The organism is Actinomyces polynesiensis (assembly GCF_000820725.1).
GTDB classification, from domain to species: Bacteria; Actinomycetota; Actinomycetes; order Actinomycetales; family Actinomycetaceae; genus Pauljensenia; species Pauljensenia polynesiensis.
In genome coordinates, this window is sequence record NZ_CCXH01000111.1 from 24,641 (window position 1) to 45,291 (window position 20,651).

Sequence of the window (20,651 nt, forward strand, 5' to 3'; positions counted from 1 at the left end):
TGAGGGGGTCCCCAACCACGTGCAGCGGTGATGTCCAGCAGTGTCGGCGTCTGACCGTCGATCGGGGTCTCGGTGCGTGCATCGGTGCAGGCGCGTTCCCACCCGCCCATCGGGCGCAGCGGGAGAGTCGGCCGGGCCTGCTGTCGTCGCCAGTCGAAGGTGCGCACACAGAGGTGGAGCAGGCTCGGCAGATCGGCACCAGCGTCCCGGAGCAGGTGCAGGTGCAGGTTGACCAGATCGTGCGTTCGCGCGTTGGCAGGAACGGCGACGGCGTGGAGTTTCTGCACGACCTGGTACTACGGGTCGACCAGTTCGGCGGGAGTGCAGTTCAGCGAGGGCGGAGCGGGCGCCGAACTGTGTGAATGGAGAAACTCCTCAGTCTCTGGTGGAGAAGTCCATCAGGATGTAGTGGAGAAATCCACTGGGTTCGCACGGGCTCGGTATGTGGAGAACTATCGACCCCGCGTCGTGGATGCCGAGTTGGCGGAGACCCTGAGTTCAGCCGGAGCACTGCTCGTCCAGGGGGCACGGGCGACAGGGAAGACGGAGTCGGCTCGACGCCTGGCCGCATCGGAGCTGAGGCTGGACTCCGCGGAGCCGCGTGCGCTGTTGGCGCGCGAGCAGCCAGCAACCGCGCTGCCCGGGGATGCCCCGCGCCTGCTGGACGAGTGGCAGCCCGTCCCGGGCCTCTGGAACGAGGCGCGCCATGCCGTGGACGATCGGAACCTGCCCGGGCAGTTCATCCTCGCCGGTTCTGCCAGCCCGGACCGCGATCCGCTCCGACATTCCGGTGCTGGCCGCTTCCGGCACATCCTGATGCGGACTATGACATTCGCCGAAACCGGGCATGCGACCGGAGCGGTTTCATTGAGGGGACTCTTCGACGGACCCCCGCAGGACCTCCCGGAGTCCCGGATCGACTTCCCGGCGGTGGTCAACAGGCTGGTCGTCGGCGGATGGCCGGGATGGTCAGCCCGGGGCGAGGAGGCGGCTCGGGCACAGACGCGGTCATACGTGGAGGACATCGCGGAGTACGACTTCCCGATCGTGGGCGGCACCCGACGTGATCCCCGTCGCTTCAGCACCTTCCTGCGCGCGCTCGCCGGGCTCAGCACCCGACCCGCGACCTTCGCGACGATCACGCGTCGGATGCAGGAGTACGCCACTGATCGCGTGGGCTCCGCCGCCGCACCTGAGCTCCATGAGCTGGCCCAACGCCTCTACCTCGTCGAGGACCAGCCGGCATGATCACCGAGACTGCGTTCGCGCACAGCACTGCTGCAGACTCCCACCACGCACCTGGTGGATCCGTCGCTCGCTGCGGCGCTCCTGGGGGCGGGGAGCGATCGTCTGCTGGTCGAGCGGGAGACCCTGGGTTTCCTGTTCGAGTCGCAGGTGGTCCACGACCTGCGGGTGTTCGCCCAGGCGATGGGTGCCCGCGTGGTGTTCCACTACCGGGACGCGAAGGGGCGCGACGAGATCGATGCTGTCGTCGAGGCGCAGGACGGGGCCTGGCTGGCCATCGAGGTGAAGCTGGGTGAGGGCGCGGTCGATGCGGCAGCGCGCAACCTGCGTCGTGTCACGGCGAAGATCGAGCGCCCGCCGCTCGAATGTGTGGTCATGACGCCGACGGGAGCCGCCCACCGGCGTGACGACGGCGTCCTGGTGGTCCCGCTGACGGTGCTGGGTCCCTGAGGGACTGGAGCCGCCCTCGTCACTTGTACGAGGGCGGCCCCAGCGCCAGCCCCAGCGCCAGCCCCAGCGCCAGCCCCAGCGCCAGCCCCAGCGCCAGCCCCAGCGCCAGCCCCAGCGCCAGCCCCAGAGCCAGCCCCAGCGCGGGAGCCAGCACACGACGCGGCAGGGCTCAGCCCAGGGCCGCGTCCACGACCGTCTTGGCCTCGGCCTGGACCTCGTGCAGGTGGTCCTCACCCTTGAAGGACTCGGCGTAGATCTTGTAGACGTCCTCCGTGCCCGAGGGGCGTGCGGCGAACCAGGCGTCCTCGGTGACGACCTTGAGGCCGCCGATGGGGGCGTCGTTGCCGGGCGCGCGCACCAGTTTGGCGAGGATCGGCTCCCCGGCGAGCTCGGTGGCCGTGACGTCCTCGGGGGAGAGCTGGGCGAGACGCGCCTTCTGGTCCTTGGTGGCGGGGGCGTCGATGCGGGCGTAGGCGGAGGCGCCGAAGCGCTCCACCTGCGAGCGGTGCAGCTGCGAGGGCGAGGAGCCGGTCACCGCCAGGATCTCACTGGCCAGCAGCGCCAGGATGATCCCGTCCTTGTCCGTCGTCCACACGGTGCCGTCCTTGCGCAGGAAGGAGGCGCCCGCGGACTCCTCGCCGCCGAAGCCGACCTCACCGGTCAGCAGGCCCGGGACGAAGTACTTGAAGCCGACGGGTACCTCCACCAGGCGGCGCCCGATGGAGGCCACCACGCGGTCGATCAGCGAGGAGGACACCAACGTCTTGCCGACGCCCGCATCCGCGCTCCACCCGGGGCGGTGGGTGAACAAGTACTCGATGGCCACCGCCAGGTAGTGGTTCGGGTTCATGAGGCCGTCGGGCGTGACGATCCCGTGGCGGTCGGAGTCCGCGTCGTTCCCGGTGGCGATGTCGTAGGGGGTCTCGCCGTCGGCATCCGGGGTCATGACGGCGCGGAGGGAGGCCATCGCGTAGGGAGAGGAGCAGTCCATGCGGATCTTGCCGTCCCAGTCCAGGGTCATGAACCGCCAGGTCGGGTCGACGTTCGGGTTGACGACGGTGAGGTCGAGGTCGTAGCGCTCGGCGATGGCGGCCCAGTAGTCGACGCTCGCACCGCCCAGGGGGTCTGCGCCGATCCGGATGTTCGCGTCGCGGATCGCGTCGATGTCGATGATCGTGCCGAGCTGGCCGACGTAGTTGGCCAGGAAGTCGAACTTGTGGACCTTGGGGTGGTCCAGCAGGGAGGAGCCGATGGTGCGCGGGACGTCACGCCAGCCATTGGCGAGGATCTCGTTGGCCCGGTTCGCGATCCACCCGGTGGCATCGGAGTCGGCTGGGCCGCCGTGGGGAGGGTTGTACTTGAAGCCGCCGTCGCGGGGCGGGTTGTGGGAGGGGGTGACGACGATGCCGTCGGCCAGGCCCGGGCCGCTCGTGCGCAGCTCGCCGGGGGCGCCGTTGGCGTTGAGGATGGCCAGGGACACCGCGGGGGTCGGGGTGTAGGACTCGCGCGAGTCGATCTCCACGTCGACGCCCGCGGCGGTGAGGACCTCCACCGCGGTCTGCCAGGCGGGCTGGGACAGGACGTGGGTGTCGCGACCGATGTAGAGGGGGCCGTCGTAGCCCTGTGCGGTGCGGTACTCGACGATGGCCTGGGTGATGGCCACGATGTGGGCCTCGTTGAAGGCGGCGTCCAGTGAGGAGCCCCGGTGGCCCGACGTCCCGAAGACGACCTTCTGGTCCGGGTTCGTGACATCCGGTTCGAGGTCGTAGTAGGCGGCGACGACGGCCTGGGGGTCGATGAGGTCTGACGGTTGGGCGACGGTGCCGGCTCTCTCGTGCATGCCCCCAGTGTTCCACTCGGACGGCGACCGCGGGGAGGATCCTTCCGTTGGGTGGACACCGGGTGGGCCCGACAGGGCGCGTGGCGCCGGTCCGTCGTGCGCGGACGGCGCGGGTCCGGAGCGGGGCCCCGCGACGGTATCCTTGGGGCGGCGCCGACGATGCCCGCGAGGTCGGGTCCGGCGCTCCCCGCGTGACGACGCCGTCCGCGAGGGCCGATCCGATCGACGATGACGTCATTCAGGGGGTACGCGGTGGGCTGGTTCGACTCCGTGGAGCACAACAGGTGGTTGTCCGGCCAGATGCGTGACCTCCTCGACGTGGCCAGGGGGGCGACCGTCCCGACGGGCTTCGCGCACCTGGCCGCCGACGGTTCCGCCGATGCCGGTCGTCCGGTCGACCTGGCCATCACGGCCCGCATGACCTACGTCTTCTCCCTGGGGACCCTCATGGGGATCCCCGGTTGCCGACGCCATGCCGACCACGGGGTGCGTGCCCTCACCCGCAGCTTCGTCGACCCCGTCAACGGGGGCTGGATGACCCTCATCGGTCCCGAACCGGACGCGGAGGGGCACGGCGTCGCCTGGGAGGGCCCCGACCAGCCGAAGTCGCAGTTCCACCACGCCTTCGTGATCCTCGGGGCGGCCGCGGCCACCGTCGCGAGCCGCCCCGGAGCCCTCGAGCTGCTCATGGCCGCCCTCCATGACCAGGAGCGCCACTGGCTGCGTCCCGACGGGCTGGTCGCCGACACCCTGACCGCGGACCACCGGCCGGTGGACGCCCCCGCCACGCTGGGCGCCCTCGTCCACACGGTGGAGGCCTACCTCGCCGCCGCGGAGGCGACCACGGACCCCGTGTGGGTGGAGCGCGCGGAGGTCATCACCCGTTTTGTCCACGACCGTGCCGAGCAGGCCGGGTGGAGGCTCGGGGAGTACTTCGACGGGGACTGGGACCCCCTCCCCCTGGGCACGGGTTCACCGGACACCCCCGACGTGTCCTGGCCCGACGTGCGCCGCGCCTACCGCGGCAGCGTCATCGGGCACTCCATGCAGTGGGCGCGGCTGGCACTGCAGGTGCGTGCGGCGCTGCGCTCGATGGGTCGGCCCCAGCCCGACTTCCTCCTCGTCATGGCCCAGGAGCTCTTCGAGCGTGCGCGGGTGGACGGGTGGAGGCGCAACGGCGAGCACGGCTTCACGCTCACCGTCGACGGGGGTGGGCGGCCCGTCGAGACCGAGCACCTCCAGTGGGTCACCTGCGAGGGGGTGTGCGCCACCGTCGCCATGCGGCGCGCACTGTTGGACGACGGGGCCGGGGAGGGCGAGGTCGAGCACTACGCCCACTGCTACCGCTCGTGGCTCGACTACCTCGACGAGTACGTCATCGTCGCACCCGGTGTGTGGGTGGGGGCGTCGGACGAGCACAACGAGCCACTGGCCGGGTCGGGACCCTCCCGTTCCGACGTCTACCACGCCATCCAGACCCTGCTCATGCCGCGGGTCCCGCTGTGGCCGCCCTTCGCCTCCGCGATCTCGCGCGGGCTCCTGGACAAGCCCGCCCAACCTCCCGCGGACAGGCGCTCCTGGAACGTGTTCCGGCGCTGAGGGCCGCCCCCCGGTGGTGGCTCACCGCCGGTGGCAGTGGCGCTGGCAGGTGCGGCGGGGGTGAGGTGTCGGGGACACCCGGCGGTCGGGGAGTGTCACGGAGGACCGACCGGTGGGACACCGGTCGCGGACCTGTGGCGGGTGATGCCACTGTGGTCGCATGAGCACCCCGCCCACCGGCCGCCCACGACTGTTCGTCTCGAACGTCGTGGGCTCCCGCGTGGGCGCACCCGATTTCCACCACCTGGTCACCCTGCTCTCCTCGCGCCTCGTCGAGGTCGCCTCGCGCGACTGGGAGGTCACCTGGGCCTTCGCCCAGGACGAGGGCGTGCGCGCCACCGTCGGCCGCGCCCGCCAGGCCGACGCGGTGGTCCTCATGGGGGGCGAGGACGTCTCGCCCGAGCTCTACGGCGCTGCGGCCGGCTACCCCCGCGAGTCCCGACACCACCACGGCGCCGACCTCGCACAGGTCGAGCTGGTGCGCGACGCGGTGCGCCGGGGCGCGCCCCTGCTGGGCATCTGCCGAGGGGCGCAGGTCGTCAACGTCGCCCTGGGCGGCACCCTGGTCCAGGACCTCGAGCTACCCGGTCACCGGACCGACACCCTGCTCCAGGACCTGAGTTTTGCCCGTCACGGGCTGGTCGTTGACCACACGCGGAGGCTGTCGCGTGCCATCCTTGACCCAGAAGTGCGCTCCGCACACCACCAGGCCATCGACCGTCTCGGCGAGTCGCTCCTGTTGACGGCGAGCGCGCCGGACGGCACCGTGGAGGCGGTGGAACACACCTCGGCCCCCGTCTTCGGTGTCCAGTGGCACCCCGAGGACCCCTCCTCGGACCCCGGCCCCCTCGGGGCCCTCCTCGACCACCTGCGCACCGCCGCCCTCGACAGGGTCGCCGCGTAGGGCAACATCCCATCCGCGGCGCCGTCCGGCGTCGCACCGACACAAGGAGAACCGATGAGTAGCACCCGGCACCACCTGCGAACGCGTCCCCTGGCCGCACTGGCCCTCGGAACCGCCGCGATGCTGGCCCTGTCCGCCTGCGGCGGCAGCTCCCAGTCCGGCGAGTCCGGCGAGTCCGGTGCGGCAGCCGGCGGCGGCTTCGAGTCCTCCGACGCCGCCTACGACGCCATCGTCAACGGCGGGCCCGTGGCCGACGACTCGGTCATCGAGGCGAACGAATGGGCCAAGGCCATCAAGGACGCCGGCACCCTGCGCGTCGGCGGCACCGAGACCGCGACCCTCTTCTCCAACCTCGACCCCACCACGGGCGTCGTCACCGGCTTCGACGCCGGTCTGACCCAGCTGCTGGCCCGCTACATCCTCGGTGACGCGTCGAAGACCTCCCTGACGCAGGTCTCCGTGGACACCCGCGAGGAGCTCCTGGTCAACAAGCAGGTCGACATCGTCGCCGCCACGTACTCCATCACCCCGGAGCGCCTGGAGCGCATCGACTTCGCCGGCCCGTACTACTCCTCCCAGGCGGGGATCCTCGTCAAGGCGGACAACACGGACATCACGGGCATCGACGACCTCGCCGGGAAGACGGTGGCCACCCAGGCCGGGTCCACGGGTGAGACGGTGCTGGCCAAGTACGCCCCTGACGCCCAGGTCCTCGCCCTTCCCGACAATGCCCAGGCCATCCAGTCCGTGGAGCAGGGACGCGCGGACGCCTACGTCATCGACCAGACGCTGCTGCTCAACAACGTGGTCGCCTCTCCCGGCACTTTCAGGGTGGTCGGTGACCCCTTCGGTGACGCCGACCTGTACGGTCTGGGTGTGCCGAAGGGATCCGACGCCACGGAGTTCGTCAACGACTTCCTCAAGAAGATCGAGGACGACGGCACCTGGCTGAACCTGTGGAAGCAGACGATCCAGGCGAAGACGGAGATCAAGACCGAACCCACGCCTCCCGCCATCGGTGAGGGCATCAACTGACACGGGAAGGCGACTGAGACATGGTCCTGTGGGGGTACCGCTGGGACTTCCTGGCCGGACTGGGAGTCACCCTGCAACTGACGGTGCTGGCATTCCTCGGCGCCGCGGTCCTCGGCACCCTCATGGCGGCGTTCCGCATCAGCCCGATCGCGCCCCTGCGCGCGGTCGGGCTGGTGTTCGTCGAGATCTTCCGCAACGTGCCGCTGATGAGCCTCATGATCGTGGTGGTCTACGCGCTGCCGGAGATCGGAATCACCATGTCCTTCAAGACCTGCGTGATCGTGTCGATGACCTGCGTGGGCGGGGCGTTCCTGTGCGAGGCCGTGCGCGGGGGCATCAACGCCGTGCCCGCTGGGCAGATCGAGGCGGCCAGGTCCCTGGGGTTCACCTTCTCCGGGGTGGTGGGCCAGGTGGTCCTCCCCCAGGCCGTGCGCTCCATGGTGCAGCCGCTCGTGACGGTGTTCATCGGCGTCCTCATCAGCTCCTCCCTGGCCGGCGTGGTGGGGGTGCGCGACCTGACGGCCACCGTCTCCTGGATCAACAACCAGGAGGCCCGCGGGCTCGCGACCTTCATGGTCGCCGCGGTCATGTACCTGGTGATCGCCCTCCTGGCCGGTGCGGTCGGTGACCGCCTCGAGAGGAAGCTGAGGGTCCTGCGATGAGTGCTGCGACCGCCGCCCCCACCCGTGGGACCACCAACACGGGACCCACCGCCCTCTTCGACGCCCCCGGTCCGCGCGCCGTCGCCCGCATCCGGTGGATCACTGCCGCCTCCCTGGTGCTGGTGGTCGCCGGGATCGTGTACGCGGTGTACCTCTTCGGGGTCAACGGCCAGCTGGCGCCCGCGAAGTGGTCCGCGTTCCTGCAGTGGCCCATCCAGCGCTACCTGCTCAAGGGACTGGGCAACACCCTCCTGGGCGCCCTCGGGGCGGCCGCCATCGCCCTCCCGCTCGGCGTGGTCCTCGCCCTGGGACGGCTGAGCAGGAGGGGCCCCGTGAGGTGGGTGTCGACCGGGCTCATCGAGTTCTTCCGGGCGATGCCGCTGCTGCTCCTCATCTACATCTTCTTCATGGCACTGCCCCGCTACGGCATCAACCCGGAGCTCTACTGGAAGCTGGTCATCCCCATCGGGCTGTGCTCGGGCGCCACCATCGCCGAGGTCTTCCGTGCGGGCATCCTCGCGCTGCCGACCGGCCAGTCCGAGGCCGCCGCTGCGGTGGGCATGACCGAGGGACAGGCCATGCGCTACGTGGTCTTCCCGCAGGCGGTGCGCCTGGTGATGCCCGGACTCCTCGCCCAGGTCGTGGTGCTCCTCAAGGACACGACACTGGGCTACGCGGTGTCCTACTCCGAGCTGCAGTACTCCGCGAAGGTCCTGGTGTCCTCCACCGGGAACCTCATCCAGACCTACCTGCTCGTCACGGTCGTCTACATCCTCATCAACGTGGCCATCTCGAAGACGGCCGAGGCCTGGGGCAGGCGCAGCCAGCGCCGCTACGCCCGCGCCGGGGCCACCCAGGTGGCCACCCGCATGCGCTGAGCGCGCAGCCGCCCGGGGGTGCCCACCCACCGACGAGGGCGGCGCCGCCCTCGTCGGCCTGCAGTGCCCCGCGCGGGTGGTGGTCCGGACCTCAGGGCAGCAGGACGCGTGCCCCGATCCTCCCACCGGTCCTCATCGAGGTGTGCACCCGGACCGCGTCCTCGAGTGGTGCGACCTCAGCCAGCACCGGTCGCACGAGTCCCCGCCGCACCAGCGGCCACACCCAGGTCTCGAGGGCATCGCACACCTCGCCGCGCCGCGCGCGGGACTGGGACCGCAGGGTGGTTCCACGCACCGTCAGGTTGCGTCTGAGCAGGCGGCCCATGTCGAGCGCTCCGACGGATCCACCCAGCAGGCCGATGACCAGGAGTGTGCCACCGGGCCCGAGCGCGTCGAGGTTGGGGCCCAGGGACTCTGCACCGGAGACGTCCAGGACGAGGTCCACGCCCCGCCCCTCCGTCTGGGTGGCGATGAAGGGGGCGAGTTCGTCGTGGCGGTCCACGGCGGCGTCGGCGCCCAGGGACACGCAGGCGACAGCCCTCTCCGGTGAGCCCGCGGTGGCGAGGACCCGGCAACCCAGGGACCGGGCGATCTGGATGGCGATGGTGCCCACCGAGCCGGTGCCGCCCTGGACCAGGACGGTCCGCCCGGCGTTCTCCTCGGGGTCACGTGAGAGACCGCCGACCTCCACGAGGTTGAGCCAGGAGGTGGCGGCGGCCTCGACCAGGGTGGCGGCCAGGACGTGGGGGGCGGTGTCGCGGTCGAGGCGTGTCTCCAGGACCTCCTCGTCGGAGAGCGGGGAGAAGCCGGGTGTGAAACGCGGATCGGCGGCAGGGTCGAGTGAGGTCAGCGGGAGGGGGAGGACGTGGACGTCCTCGGCGAGGCACAGGTCCGCGCAGCCGCCGCCGCTGACCAGCGCGCACACCGCGTCGCCCACCTGCCAGCGGGTGACGCCGGGCCCCACGGCGGACACGGTGCCCGAGCACTCGAGGCCGAGGGACACCGGGGCCCCGGCGGGAGGGGCGTACCGGCCACGGGCCTGGGCGACATCGGCCCGGTTGACCCCTGAGGCGGTGACGCGGATGAGGACCTGTCCCTCACCCGGGACGGGATCGGGGGAGTTGAGCAGTGTGAGCCGGGAGTCGAGTCGCCGGACCGCCGGGTCGCCGGGCGTGGTCTCGGACAGAGGTGTGAGGCAGCGCATGTGTCCATTGTCTCCCGTCGGTGGTCATCCGGTCGGGGTGGTCCCACGGGCCGGGTGGTTTCGGTGTGGGGTCCGCGGTTTCTGTCAGGGCGCGGGAGCGGTTAGGATCAGACGGCTTGGAGAGCTGACCGAGCGGCCGAAGGTGACGGTCTTGAAAACCGTTGTGCCAGCAATGGCACCAAGGGTTCGAATCCCTTGCTCTCCGCCACCGGACCGGTGATTGGCGGGGTGACTCGCCAGTTCGCTAGTCTGGGACGTACTGGAGACGTCGCATAGCCAGGTCGAGTGCGCCTCCCTGCTAAGGAGGTAGGGGTTCACGCCCCTCGAGGGTTCAAATCCCTCCGTCTCCGCTGGAAATGGGCCCCGGGATCCTCGTGATCCCGGGGCCCTTGCCATGGGCGTGGATGCCGTCCGCGCTCGTTGACTCCCGTGTGGGACGGACGTACGATGCTCGTCGAGCTCACGGCCGAAACGCTTCGGTGCGACCGGGGCACGTTTCAACGGCGAGGCAGTGAACCGGATGGCACCGGCCGCGTTCGTCGGCACGTGCGTCGGCCGTCCGTGGCAGGACCCGGGTCTCAGGACAGCCCATTCCATCCACATCGCTTCTAGGAGCACCCATGGCGCGTCGTCTCCGAACGATGGTCGTCGCCGGCTTCCTGGCTCCCTGCATGGTTGCAGGGATCGCGGGAACCGCGTTGGCCGACCCCCAACAACAGGTCAGCAACAGCACGGTGTCGGGCTTCCCGACCTCCCCACAACCCTCGACGGGTTCCTTCGACTGGGCCCAGAGGGCCAAGGACTACGACGCTTTCGTCTACGACTGGCAGGACCGTGGCTCCTACACGACCATCCAGACGGACACCTCCGCGCTGAACATGCCGGCGGGCTCGACCACCTTCAAGATGCCCGCCTACTACGGTGACACGCGCGTCCAGGGTGATGCGGGCAACGGCAACCAGGAGGCGGTCACCCAGATCGCCTCGGTCGTCGGGGCAACCCTGGTCGGCGTCGACAAGTCCGACCAGGACGGCAAGGACTACGTCGACATGCTCCGCACCTTCTACCACCCGGATCTCGGCGTGGCGAAGGACACCCCCTCCTCGTCCTCGAGCGCCCCGGGTTCGCAGTCGATCTGGTACACGACGGTCTCCAACGTCCTGTACTACATGCTCGGCGACCAGTACCCCGACGCCACGGACATGACGCCGATGCTGCGGTCGATCGCGGACCAGTACTACGCGATGCTCAAGTCCGTGGGCGGTGCGAACGCGGACATCACGATGCAGGACTTCGACTTCGCCACGGGCACGGCGGTCAAGGGTCGCAACGAGGGCGGTGAGGCCGCCGCCGGCGCCGCAGCCATCCTCCTGTGGGCCCACGCCAAGTTCGGTGACTCCAAGTACCTCGAGGGCGCCGAGTGGGCGATGGACGCGCTGCAGCGCTCCAACCAGAACCTCTACTACGAGGTCATCCCAATCCTCGCCCCCTACATCGCCGCGCGCATGAACGCCGAGGACGGCACCGACTACGACGTCTCGAAGTACATCGGTTGGCTGATGGCGGGCTCCAACACGCGTCGCGGTTGGGGGACCATCACGGGGACCTGGGGTGGCGTCGACGTCTCCGGGCTCTCCGGGTCCAAGACGGACTGCGGACCCAAGGGCTGCACGAACGGGAACACGGGCTACGCGTTCGCCATGAACTCCTTCGCCACCCCGCTCCTCGCGGCGACCGCCAAGTACGATGCGCGCTACGCGGACACCATCGGGCGTTGGATGCTCAACGTCGACCACGCGGCCCGCTACTTCTACGCCGACCAACTGACCGCCGACCAGCAGTACTGGGGCAGCCGGTTCATCGACGACCCGGCCCACGTCATCGCGTACGAGGGGCTGACGACCTCCGGGAGTGCCGGGATCATGGCGCTCGGTGACGTGCCGGACCGTTCGGCGAACTGGGGCGTCGGGAAGGACGCCACCAGCCTCGGGCTCTACGGATCCAGCTGGGTCGGCTTCATGGGTGCCTCGCTGTCGGCGACCAACGTCGCGAACGTGGTCCGGACCGACCTCAACGCCCTCGACTTCTTCGGGACCAACGCATATCCGACCTACCTGTACTACAACCCGAACACCACCGATGCGAAGGTGTCCGTGGCCCTGGAGTCGGGCAGCAAGGACCTCTACGACTCGGTGTCGGACTCGATGCTGGCGACCGGGGTCTCCGGGACGACCACGATCACCGTCCCCGCCGGGCACTCCGTGGTCCTCGTCGAGGTCCCCGCGGGCGCGACGAGGGCGACGCAGGGATCGGCCACGACCTTCGACGGCACCGCCGTGGCGTGGAACCGCAACACCGACAGGGACCTGGTCGTGGAGTCCGCCGGCGTCACCGCGTCGTCGAGTGCCGAGGGCTCCGACCCCTCGGCCGTGGCGGACGGGGACACGTCGACCCTCTGGACGTCCGGGGCGGGCGGCGAGCAGTCGCTCACGGTGGACCTCGGGGCGGCGAAGACGGTCTCGCGTGCCTCCGTGGTGTGGGGCCCCGAAGCGGCCAGGGCATTCCGGCTCGAGACCTCTGAGGACGGCGTGAACTGGAGTGTGCAGACCGCTGCGTCCGACGGCTCCGGGGGCAGCAGCCAGCTCGGGTTCCCGCCGGTGCGGGCGCGGTACGTCCGCCTGGTGCTGACCGAACCCGTCATCGAGGGCGCAGCCGCCTACTCGGTCCGCACCCTGGAGGTCAACGGGTCCTCCGCGAGCGATGACCTGGCGCTCAACCAGCCGACGACTGCCTCGAGCATCCAGAACACCACGAACAAGGTCGAGAACGCCACCGATGGGGACGCCTCGACGAGATGGGAGTCGAAGACCGCAGATCCCCAGTGGCTGCAGGTGGACCTCGGGAAGACCCAGGACGTGGGGCGCGTGGTGATCGCCTGGGAGACGGCCGCCGCGAAGGACTACACCATCGACGTGAGCGATGACGGCAACACGTGGACGACCGCCGCCACGGTCCAGAACACCACCTCACCGGTGACCACCGTGACGGACCTGCCGGCCGGCACGACTGCGCGGTACATCCGCATGAACGGGACCAGCCGGCTGACGAAGTACGCGTACAGCCTGTACTCCCTGAGCGTCTACGCGCCCGCGGGCTCGACGACGCTGAACCCCGACGGGAGCGCGACCTCGCGTCCCGCCGAGGTCCTCGGTGTGGAGAGCGCGGAGGGGGCGTCCGGGTTCGTCGCGGGCGCCGAGGGTGCCTCCGTCTCCCTGGCGTCCTTCACGCCCGACGCCGAGGTGACGGTCACCTGGACGCCGACGGGGACGGCCGACTCCCCCGCATCCGGGGACGGGTCGGCCACCACGTGGACGGGGCGCACGGGGTCCGACGGGACGGCCGAGGTCACGGGCACGCTGCCCGCGGCCGGGACGTACACGGTGAGGGCCACGGACGCGTTCGGTGTCACCGCCCTGGCGGAGGACTCCGTGGAGGTCGGGGCCGCCCCGGAGCCCGAGCCGAGCGAGTCCACCGAACCGTCGGAGCCGTCGGAGCCGAGTGAGTCGGGTGAACCCACGGAGCCGAGTGAGTCGGCCCAGCCGTCCGAGCCCGCTGAGTCCGGGTCCCCGACGACGCCGGGGACCGGCTCACCCTCCGCCACCGGCACGGCGACCGGGTCCTCCTCGCCGACTGCGACGGAGGATGCCACGGACCTCGCCCACACGGGCGCGACCGCCGGGTCGCTGGGGGCACTCGCCCTCCTCCTGATGACGACCGGGGCCGGGACCCTCGTCGTGCGCAGGAGGAGGATCGGCTGACGGATCCGGACCCGGATCCGTGGCGGGTGGCGTGTCGCGATGGGCGCCACCCGCCACGGCCGGTGGGCGGCGGAAGGCGTGCCACGGCCACCTCCCCGCCACCGGTGCGTTTGACCACTGCTTGATCCTCGATTGACACCCTTCTTGCCGATTTCTAGGGTCATCGCATGATGCGAATCCGCGGGCGGGCGGCAGGTCCCGCACTGCCCGGGACGGGCTCTCCTGCAGGGTCCGCGACTGCCGCCCCCGGAGCTGCCCCCTCCCGCCCCGTCGACGCGTCAGGCGGGGAGGCCACGCCCGGTGGGTCCCCGGTCGTCGGCATCGCCGCGGCGGGCATGACCTCACTGGTCGGCTGGTTGGTGGTCGTGGAGTTCGTGTCCGGGATCATCCAGGGCTACTACACCCCCCTGTACACCGACATCGCCCGCCACCTCGCCATCCACGACGCCGACGTCAACATCTTCGAGGCCGCCCAGCTCATGGTCTCCGCCGTGTGCGTGCCGATCTTCGCCAAGCTCGGGGACACACTCGGGTACCGCAGGATGCTCCTGTGGTCCTCCGTGGTCACCGCCGTGGGCAGCTGGGGCATCGTGGTCATGCCCAACTACCTCACCTTCACCATCGCCTGGGCCGTCCAGGGGGCCTACGTGGCCTGGCTGCCCCTGGACGTGGCGCTGATCAGTGCGCGGGCCAGGCAGTTCCCCGACGCCCACCGGCTGACCACGAAGGGAGCGGGCGTGATCGTCGCGGCCCTCCAGGCCGGCGCCATCACGGGAGCCGTCCTCGGTGGCCAACTGGGTGTCTTCGCCCCGACGCACATGCCTCTCGTCCTGGGCGTGCCGGCGGTCTTGGTCACCGTGGTCGTCCTCGTCGTCGCCACCCGCGTGCCCGAGGCGCCGGAGATTCCCGGGGGCCGTCTGGACCTGCGCGGTGCGGTGCTGGTGAGCCTGTCTCTGCTGGCGGTCGGCACGGGACTGACGCTCGTGCGCCTCCAGGGCCTCACCTCGCCATGGGCGTGGGGACTCGTGGTGGTCGGGTTGGTCCTCCTGTGGGCCTTCGTGCGTGCGGAGCTCCAGGTCGAGGACCCCCTCATCGACGTGCGCGTCGTCCGCGGCACCCAGTTGTGGCCCGTGGTCGTCACCTCGGGCCTCTTCGGCGTCTCCGTGCTGGGGGCGCAGGGCTCGCTGTCGACCTTCGCGCGCACCGACCCGGAGGTCTACGGCTACGGACTGGGCCTGAGCAGCATCGGGGTGTCGGTACTGATCCTCGGGTACGTACTCGCCACCTTCACCGGTGCCCTCCTGCACTCCCGCATCGCCCTCGTGCTCGGGGGTCGGCGGAGCCTCGTGCTGGCGAGCCTGCTCGTGGCCACTGGCTACCTCTCGCTGCTCGTGCTGCACACGCGTGAGCTGACGATGCTCGCGGGGATGGTGGTCGCCGGGCTCGGCTCGGGCGCCCTCGTCGCCGCGCTGCCGGCCGCTGCTGCCTCCGCGGCCCCCCATGACCGCACGGGCGTCGCCACGGGGCTCACCAACACGACGAAGACCGTGGGCGGGATGGTCGCCTCCGCGGCGTTCGCGGTGGCACTCCTGTCCGGCAACCACGACACGCTGGCGGGTGAGGCCGGGACGGCGGGTTCCTTCGGCGGGTACATGACGGTGTGGATCGTGTGCGGGGTGACGGCGCTCGTCTCCGTCGGCTTCCTGCTCATGGCCCCCGCAGGCTCCTTCGAGGGCGCTCCCGATGCGGTCGGCGCGGCGGAACCCACCGGTGACACGAACGGGGGTGACGACCCCGACGAGGGTGCCGCGCCCGAAGCGGCCCCGGTGGGGGAGACTGATCTGGGCGCACCCGCGTGAAGGCACGCGGGCCAGGACGAGGAGGACACATGTCCGTCGATGACGGGGCAGGGGGAGCCACATCCACGGTGGCGGAGAAGCTCGGGAGGGCCATCAGGGTCCTCACCGTGTCGGTGAGGGGACAGGAGCCCGGCAGTGCCCCGGCCTTCGCCGCCCTGCGCGAGCTGGTCGCCACCCAGTGGCCCCACGCCCGTGAGGTCCTCGACGTCGAGGTCGTGTCAGGCGCGCTGCTCATGACGTGGAGCGGGTCGGACCGCTCCCTCGCCGACCACCCCGCGATGTTCATGGCCCACCAGGACGTCGTGGGCATCACGGGGATCGATCCCGCCACCGTGACGCCGCAGACCCCGGCACCCGGGTGGAGCGTTCCGCCCTTCTCCGGGGAGGTCCTCGACGGTGCCGTGCGGGGCCGTGGGGCGCTCGACGACAAGGGATCGCTCTGCGCGCTCATGGAGGCGCTCGACTCGCTCGCCGCCGCCGGGCACCGACCCGTGCGCGACATCGTCGTGAGCCTGGGCTGCGACGAGGAACAGGACGGGAGCTCGGCGCGCGCGGTCGCGGAGGTCCTGCGCGGGCGCGGGATCCACCCCTGGTTCGTCCTCGACGAGGGCGGCGCCGTTGTCGAGGGAGCCCTGCCCGGTGTCGCGGGCCGGATCGCCGTGGTCGGTGTCTCCGAGAAGGGGGTCGTCGACCTGCGTCTGACCGCCAGCGATGCCGGCGGCCACGCCTCCACCCCACCGCGCCGTGGGGCGACCTTCCGCCTGGCGCGGGCCATCACGCGCATTGAGCACCGCCCCTTCCCGGTGCGCCTCTCGGAGCCGGTCGCCGCCATGCTCGAACTGGCCGCACCACACACGGAGGGCCCACTCGCCAGGGTCTACGCCAGGGCGCGCACCCTCGCGCCCGCCATCGCCCGGGTCCTGGCCGCCAGCGGTGCCGAGACCGCCGCCCTGGTGCGCACGACGGTCGCCGTCACCCAACTGTCCGGGTCGGCAGGTCTCAACGTCCTGGCCACCTCGGCCAGCGCAGGCCTGAACGTCCGCATCGCGGTGGGGGAGACCCTCAAGGGCACGCTGGCCCGGATCCGCCGCGTCGTGCACGACCCGGCGGTGACCGTCGAGGTCGTGTCCGCGAGCGAGCCGTCCCCGGTCTCGCCCTCGCAGGGCGCCCAGTGGGAGGCACTGGGACGGGCCCTGGCCACGTCCCACCCCGACGCCGTGCTGCTCCCCTACGTCCAGATGAGCGCCTCGGACTCCCGGCACTTCACGTCCCTCAGCGACCACGTCTACCGGTTCACGCCCTTCGAGATGTCCGCCGCCGAGCGCGCGACGATCCACGGCCCCGACGAGCGGATCCGGGTCAAGGCGCTGGAGGACGGGGTGGTCTTCTACCAGGAGCTCGTGCGCGGTCTGTGAGCACACCGCGTCGCTCCCGCAGGACACCCGTGCGCAGGCCGTGCGGAGCCCCCGTCGACCAGCACCCCGCGGCCCCCGCCTGGAGGACGTGGACGCGGGCGTGACGCGGCACGGAGCGGATCTACCATGCCGCACATGGCCGACCTGCTGATCCGGGACGTCCGGATCGTCCCCTTCCGCGACCGTGCGACCCTGTCGCGTACCTACGCCACCCACCTGCCCGACCACGGGACCTCCGCCGTGCCGACCGTGGGCGACCCCGGTCGTGCCGCGGACGCGGCACTGGAGCGCGCCGCCCACCTGCGCGCCGCGGACGCCGCACGCGGGGTCGACGCGGGCGAGCCGGTCGACGTGCTCATCCGCGACGGCCGGGTGGCGGAGGTCGGACCGCACCTGCACCGCGGCGGGGTCGACGAGCTCGACGGTGGCGGCGCCTTCGCCGTCCCCGGCCTGTGGGACGCGCACGCCCACCTCGACCTCGAGGCCGCACGGGCGGGACGCCTGGACCTGCGCACCACACGCACGCCGGAGGACGTCCTTTCCCTGGTGCGGGAGGCGGTCGATGCACTGTCCGCCGCCGACCGCGCCCGTGGGGTCAGCGTGCAGGGGTTCGGTTTCAGGCTGTCGGGCTGGGCGCGAACCCCCGACGTGGCCGAACTCGATGCCGTGTCGGGGGACGTCCCCGTCGCCCTCGTCTCGGGCGACGTCCACTCGGGGTGGCTGAACTCCGCGGCCCTGCGCGCGCTCGGCGTGGCCGACCCCGGTGGCCCACTGCGGGAGGACCCCTGGTTCGGGGTGATGAACCGCCTCGACGAACTGCCCGGCTCGCGCGAGCTGCGTGAGCGCGGGTACCGCGCCGTCCTGGCGGACATGCTGGACCGCGGGGTCACGGGCGTGGTGGACATGGCGCAGCCGGCCTCTCCCGACGAGTGGCCCCGGCGGGTCGCGGCGTGGGAGGGCGCCGGCGGTGTCCCCCTGCCACGCATCCGCGCCGCGATCTACCGTGAGCAGCTCGGGGAGTGGACCCGGCTCGGGTTGCGCAGTGGGGACCCGCTCCCCGCCTCCCCCGTGGACGAGGGCGGCCACGCGCTGTTCACCCAGGGTCCCCTCAAGGTCATCGCGGACGGGTCCATGGGGACCTGCACCGCCTTCACCCATGCCAGCTACCCGCCTGCCCTCGGACTGGCACACACCCACGGCGTGGAGAACATGTCACGGGCGGAGCTCGAGGACCTCATGGCGCGGGCCACCTCCGCGGGGTTCACCATGGCGGTCCACGCCATCGGCGACGCCTGTCTGGAGGACGTCGCCTCCGCATTCCTCGCCACCGGGGCCCGGGGTCGGGTCGAGCACGCCCAGCTGCTGGGCGACCCGGCCGGTGGGGGAGTCGACGCGCCCGCGATCCTCGCACGCCTGGGTGTCGAGGTCTCCGTCCAGCCCGCTCACCTCCTCGACGACTGGTCGGCGGTGTCACGGGTGTGGCCGGGGCTTGAGTCGCGCTGCTACGCCTTCGCCGACCTCGTCGGTGCAGGGGTCCGACTGCACCTCGGGTCAGATGCGCCGGTCGCCCCTCTGGACCCCTGGCTCGCCATGTCGGTGGCGGTGGGACGCCTCGTGGACGGGGGTGCGGTGTGGGGCCCCGAGCAGAGGCTCACCCCTGAGGAGGCGCTGGCCGCCTCGGTGGACGGGTGCGGACCCGTGGCCGTGGGCTCGCGCGGGGACGTGGTCCTGTGCGGGGAGAACCCGTTGGCGCCGGTGGTCGACGTCGGGGAGTCCGCGCAGCGTCTGCGCGCGCCGGGGCAGCTCACCACGGTGGTGGGCGGTCGGGTGGCCCGGTCCTGGGGCCCGTCCCGGCTGACGTGCGCGGGTCCGTGCGGGAGCGTCGTGGGGCCGCGAGGTCGAGGGTGAGGTGTGCCACACTGGTGCCGTGACGCGGTCGAGGACGCCCGCACACGCAGGTTCGAGGATCGGGGTGCGCACATGGAGAACGGCAACGGGGGCAGGGTGGTCCACACCGGGCAGGTCGTCATCGACCTGACCATGAAGGTCGACCACGTCCCCTCCCCCGGCACCGAGGTGTTCGCGGACTCCTTCGCCCTCGAGGTCGGTGGTGGCTTCAACGTCCTGCGGGCCGTCCGCCGGATGGGGGTGACCGCTGAGTACGTGGGCGGCATCGGTGTCGGTCCCCTGGCGGAGGTCGCGCGCGGCACGCTCATCCGTGAGGGCGTCAACCTCACCGGGTACAGGGAGAAGGAACTGGACACGGGGTTCTGCGTGGCCCTGACGGACGCCGACTCGGAACGGACCTTCCTGTCCACCCGGGGCGCTGAGCTGGCCACCCCCCTGGAGGCCTACGACCACGTCCACCTGGGAGCCGGGGACGTCGTCTACATGACCGGATACTCCCTGGCCGATCCCGAGCCGCGTGACGCGCTGCTGCGGCTGGTCTCCCGCCTGGCCCTCGAGGGCAGGCCGGGAAGCGCCGCGGCTCCTGGCGCCCCGGCGGTCGTGTTCGATCCCTCCACCATCGTCGACCAGACGGATCCCGACGCCCTGCGCCGGGTCGCCTCGCTGCATCCCGTGTGGACCATGAACCTCAGGGAGGCGGGCATCCTCGCCGGCCTGTTCGGGTTCGACGCGGGCGAGGACGGCGCCGCCCTCGCCACCGCCCTGTCCCAGGGGCTCGATGCCTGCGTGGTCGTGCGCGCGGGCGCCAGGGGTGCCTGGCTCGCCCACTCCGGTGCCGCAGAACTGGTGCCGGCGCCGAGCGTGCGGGCAGTGGACACCAATGGCGCGGGCGACACGCATGCCGGGGTCCTGTGTGCCGCGCTCGCGGTCGGACGCTCGCTGGAGGACTCCATCCGTCTGGCCACCGTGGCCGCCGCCCTGTCCGTCACACGGGAGGGACCTGCCACCGCGCCCACCGTCGAGGAGCTCGAGCTGGCGATCTCCGGGCAGCTCGGGGGTCTGTGACCCATCGCCCAGGGAGCCGGTTTGTCCTCCACGCCGCGCGACGCGTACAGTGGTTCCCAGCCAAACGGCGATGCGCCCGTAGCTCAATGGATAGAGCATCTGACTACGGATCAGAAGGTTGGGGGTTCGAGTCCCTTCGGGCGCGCGGCAACCCCCCTCGGTGCGATCCACCGGTGGGGGTTCTGCTTTCCATGAAGTCGGTCACCAAGTCCTGGACAGAGACGCCGAGGATGGCGGCCACCATGTCAAGTTCATCCAAGGCCCACGGTGTCGTCCCGTGCCAACGCTTGTGCGCCTGGAATTGTGACATCCCAACCTCGCGAGCCAGCGCCGACTGAGAGAGCCCTGCGCGCGCCGCGAGTGCGCGAACGTTCCCCGCTACGACTTCAGAGAGTTGTGGCTCTCGGGCCACGGTCTGTGTACTCATGACCTGAGTCTATAGCGTGAAGCAATAAAATGTGAAGTGGAATCGGTGCGACACGCCGACGAAACGGCGATGAACTATGGCATAACCCCATAGTCTGTTGGACATGGCTACGACACAGACCGCGATCAGTCGCGAGGTCCGCCGGTGGATGCAGGCGGAGCACTACACGCAATTGGATGTTGCCCGCCGTCTTGGCATCAGCCAGCCACAGGTCTCGGGACGCTTGAAGGGATCGGTCAAATGGTCCCTGGACGATCTCGACAAGCTGTGGGACCTCGGCGTCCCCATCGACCTGCCCGCCTACGGCGAGGCCGTCATGGCAGGCGCCAAACGATGACCACG

Annotated in this window: 17 protein-coding genes and 3 tRNA genes; 16 read left to right on the forward strand and 4 right to left on the reverse strand. The window is 71.0% G+C overall.

Features of this window, described 5'->3' with window-relative positions; translation table 11 throughout:
• Window positions 1–444: 444 nt before the first annotated feature.
• Both TA90_RS14980 and TA90_RS14985 read left to right on the forward strand, forming a co-directional pair.
• Window positions 445–1,248, forward strand: a complete 804-nt coding sequence (locus tag TA90_RS14980; RefSeq protein WP_197067850.1) for an ATP-binding protein — start codon at window positions 445–447, stop codon at window positions 1,246–1,248.
• Between the two features lie 30 nt (window positions 1,249–1,278).
• Window positions 1,279–1,695: a DUF4143 domain-containing protein gene (locus TA90_RS14985; protein ID WP_269419969.1), complete on the forward strand. Its 417-nt coding sequence runs from the start codon at window positions 1,279–1,281 to the stop codon at window positions 1,693–1,695.
• Window positions 1,696–1,714: 19 nt separating this feature from the next.
• Here TA90_RS14985 and TA90_RS15755 read toward each other — a convergent pair whose 3' ends face one another.
• Window positions 1,715–1,849 (reverse strand): hypothetical protein, encoded by a 135-nt coding sequence (locus TA90_RS15755; RefSeq protein ID WP_269419967.1) that lies wholly within the window; start codon window positions 1,847–1,849, stop codon window positions 1,715–1,717.
• A gap of 15 nt (window positions 1,850–1,864) precedes the next feature.
• Window positions 1,865–3,535, reverse strand: a complete 1,671-nt coding sequence (gene pgm, locus TA90_RS05110; RefSeq protein WP_043534928.1) for a phosphoglucomutase (alpha-D-glucose-1,6-bisphosphate-dependent) — start codon at window positions 3,533–3,535, stop codon at window positions 1,865–1,867.
• Between the two features lie 228 nt (window positions 3,536–3,763).
• On the opposite strand from pgm, the gene TA90_RS05115 reads away from it, so the two are divergent.
• From TA90_RS05115 to TA90_RS05135, 5 genes are all read left to right on the forward strand, one after another.
• On the forward strand, window positions 3,764–5,134 hold the full coding sequence (locus tag TA90_RS05115) for an AGE family epimerase/isomerase (protein WP_043534929.1): 1,371 nt from the start codon (window positions 3,764–3,766) through the stop codon (window positions 5,132–5,134).
• 160 nt (window positions 5,135–5,294) lie between these two features.
• Window positions 5,295–6,038 carry a gamma-glutamyl-gamma-aminobutyrate hydrolase family protein gene (locus TA90_RS05120; protein ID WP_043534930.1) on the forward strand — a complete coding sequence of 248 codons (744 nt, stop codon included), beginning with the start codon at window positions 5,295–5,297 and terminating at the stop codon, window positions 6,036–6,038.
• A gap of 54 nt (window positions 6,039–6,092) precedes the next feature.
• Entirely contained in the window at window positions 6,093–7,073 is a 981-nt protein-coding gene (locus tag TA90_RS05125) for a glutamate ABC transporter substrate-binding protein (protein WP_147513384.1), read from the forward strand.
• Window positions 7,074–7,093: 20 nt separating this feature from the next.
• Window positions 7,094–7,735, forward strand: a complete 642-nt coding sequence (locus TA90_RS05130; protein WP_043534931.1) for an amino acid ABC transporter permease — start codon at window positions 7,094–7,096, stop codon at window positions 7,733–7,735.
• Window positions 7,732–8,613, forward strand: coding sequence for an amino acid ABC transporter permease (locus TA90_RS05135; protein WP_043534932.1), 882 nt, complete (start codon window positions 7,732–7,734; stop codon window positions 8,611–8,613). Before TA90_RS05130 ends, TA90_RS05135 begins: the two co-directional genes overlap by 4 nt.
• A gap of 91 nt (window positions 8,614–8,704) precedes the next feature.
• On the opposite strand, the gene TA90_RS05140 is transcribed toward TA90_RS05135, so the two are convergent.
• Window positions 8,705–9,817: an NAD(P)H-quinone oxidoreductase gene (locus TA90_RS05140; protein WP_052450539.1), complete on the reverse strand. Its 1,113-nt coding sequence runs from the start codon at window positions 9,815–9,817 to the stop codon at window positions 8,705–8,707.
• Window positions 9,818–9,935: 118 nt separating this feature from the next.
• On the opposite strand from TA90_RS05140, the gene TA90_RS05145 reads away from it, so the two are divergent.
• The 8 genes from TA90_RS05145 to TA90_RS05180 all read left to right on the forward strand — a co-directional run bounded on the left by TA90_RS05145 (window position 9,936) and on the right by TA90_RS05180 (window position 20,027).
• Window positions 9,936–10,025: transfer RNA gene (locus tag TA90_RS05145), tRNA-Ser, on the forward strand.
• 53 nt (window positions 10,026–10,078) lie between these two features.
• Window positions 10,079–10,167: transfer RNA gene (locus TA90_RS05150), tRNA-Ser, on the forward strand.
• A gap of 270 nt (window positions 10,168–10,437) precedes the next feature.
• On the forward strand, window positions 10,438–13,635 hold the full coding sequence (locus TA90_RS05155; RefSeq protein WP_043534933.1) for a discoidin domain-containing protein: 3,198 nt from the start codon (window positions 10,438–10,440) through the stop codon (window positions 13,633–13,635).
• A 167-nt stretch (window positions 13,636–13,802) separates the two neighbouring features.
• Window positions 13,803–15,494 (forward strand): MFS transporter, encoded by a 1,692-nt coding sequence (locus tag TA90_RS05160; RefSeq protein ID WP_074015307.1) that lies wholly within the window; start codon window positions 13,803–13,805, stop codon window positions 15,492–15,494.
• A 29-nt stretch (window positions 15,495–15,523) separates the two neighbouring features.
• Window positions 15,524–16,909 carry a M20/M25/M40 family metallo-hydrolase gene (locus TA90_RS05165; protein WP_082031480.1) on the forward strand — a complete coding sequence of 462 codons (1,386 nt, stop codon included), beginning with the start codon at window positions 15,524–15,526 and terminating at the stop codon, window positions 16,907–16,909.
• A 135-nt stretch (window positions 16,910–17,044) separates the two neighbouring features.
• Window positions 17,045–18,817 (forward strand): amidohydrolase, encoded by a 1,773-nt coding sequence (locus tag TA90_RS05170; protein ID WP_082031495.1) that lies wholly within the window; start codon window positions 17,045–17,047, stop codon window positions 18,815–18,817.
• Between the two features lie 72 nt (window positions 18,818–18,889).
• A complete protein-coding gene (locus TA90_RS05175; protein WP_043534978.1) occupies window positions 18,890–19,882 on the forward strand; it encodes a PfkB family carbohydrate kinase in 993 nt (330 codons plus the stop codon).
• A 72-nt stretch (window positions 19,883–19,954) separates the two neighbouring features.
• A tRNA-Arg gene (locus tag TA90_RS05180) sits at window positions 19,955–20,027 on the forward strand.
• On the opposite strand, the gene TA90_RS13765 is transcribed toward TA90_RS05180, so the two are convergent.
• On the reverse strand, window positions 19,986–20,309 hold the full coding sequence (locus tag TA90_RS13765) for a helix-turn-helix domain-containing protein (RefSeq protein WP_074015311.1): 324 nt from the start codon (window positions 20,307–20,309) through the stop codon (window positions 19,986–19,988). The genes TA90_RS05180 and TA90_RS13765 overlap by 42 nt on opposite strands.
• Before the next feature lie 103 nt (window positions 20,310–20,412).
• On the opposite strand from TA90_RS13765, the gene TA90_RS05185 reads away from it, so the two are divergent.
• The gene (locus TA90_RS05185; RefSeq protein WP_043534934.1) at window positions 20,413–20,646 is read left to right on the forward strand and encodes a helix-turn-helix domain-containing protein; all 234 of its coding nucleotides are present in this window, start codon (window positions 20,413–20,415) and stop codon (window positions 20,644–20,646) included.
• Window positions 20,647–20,651: the final 5 nt, after the last annotated feature.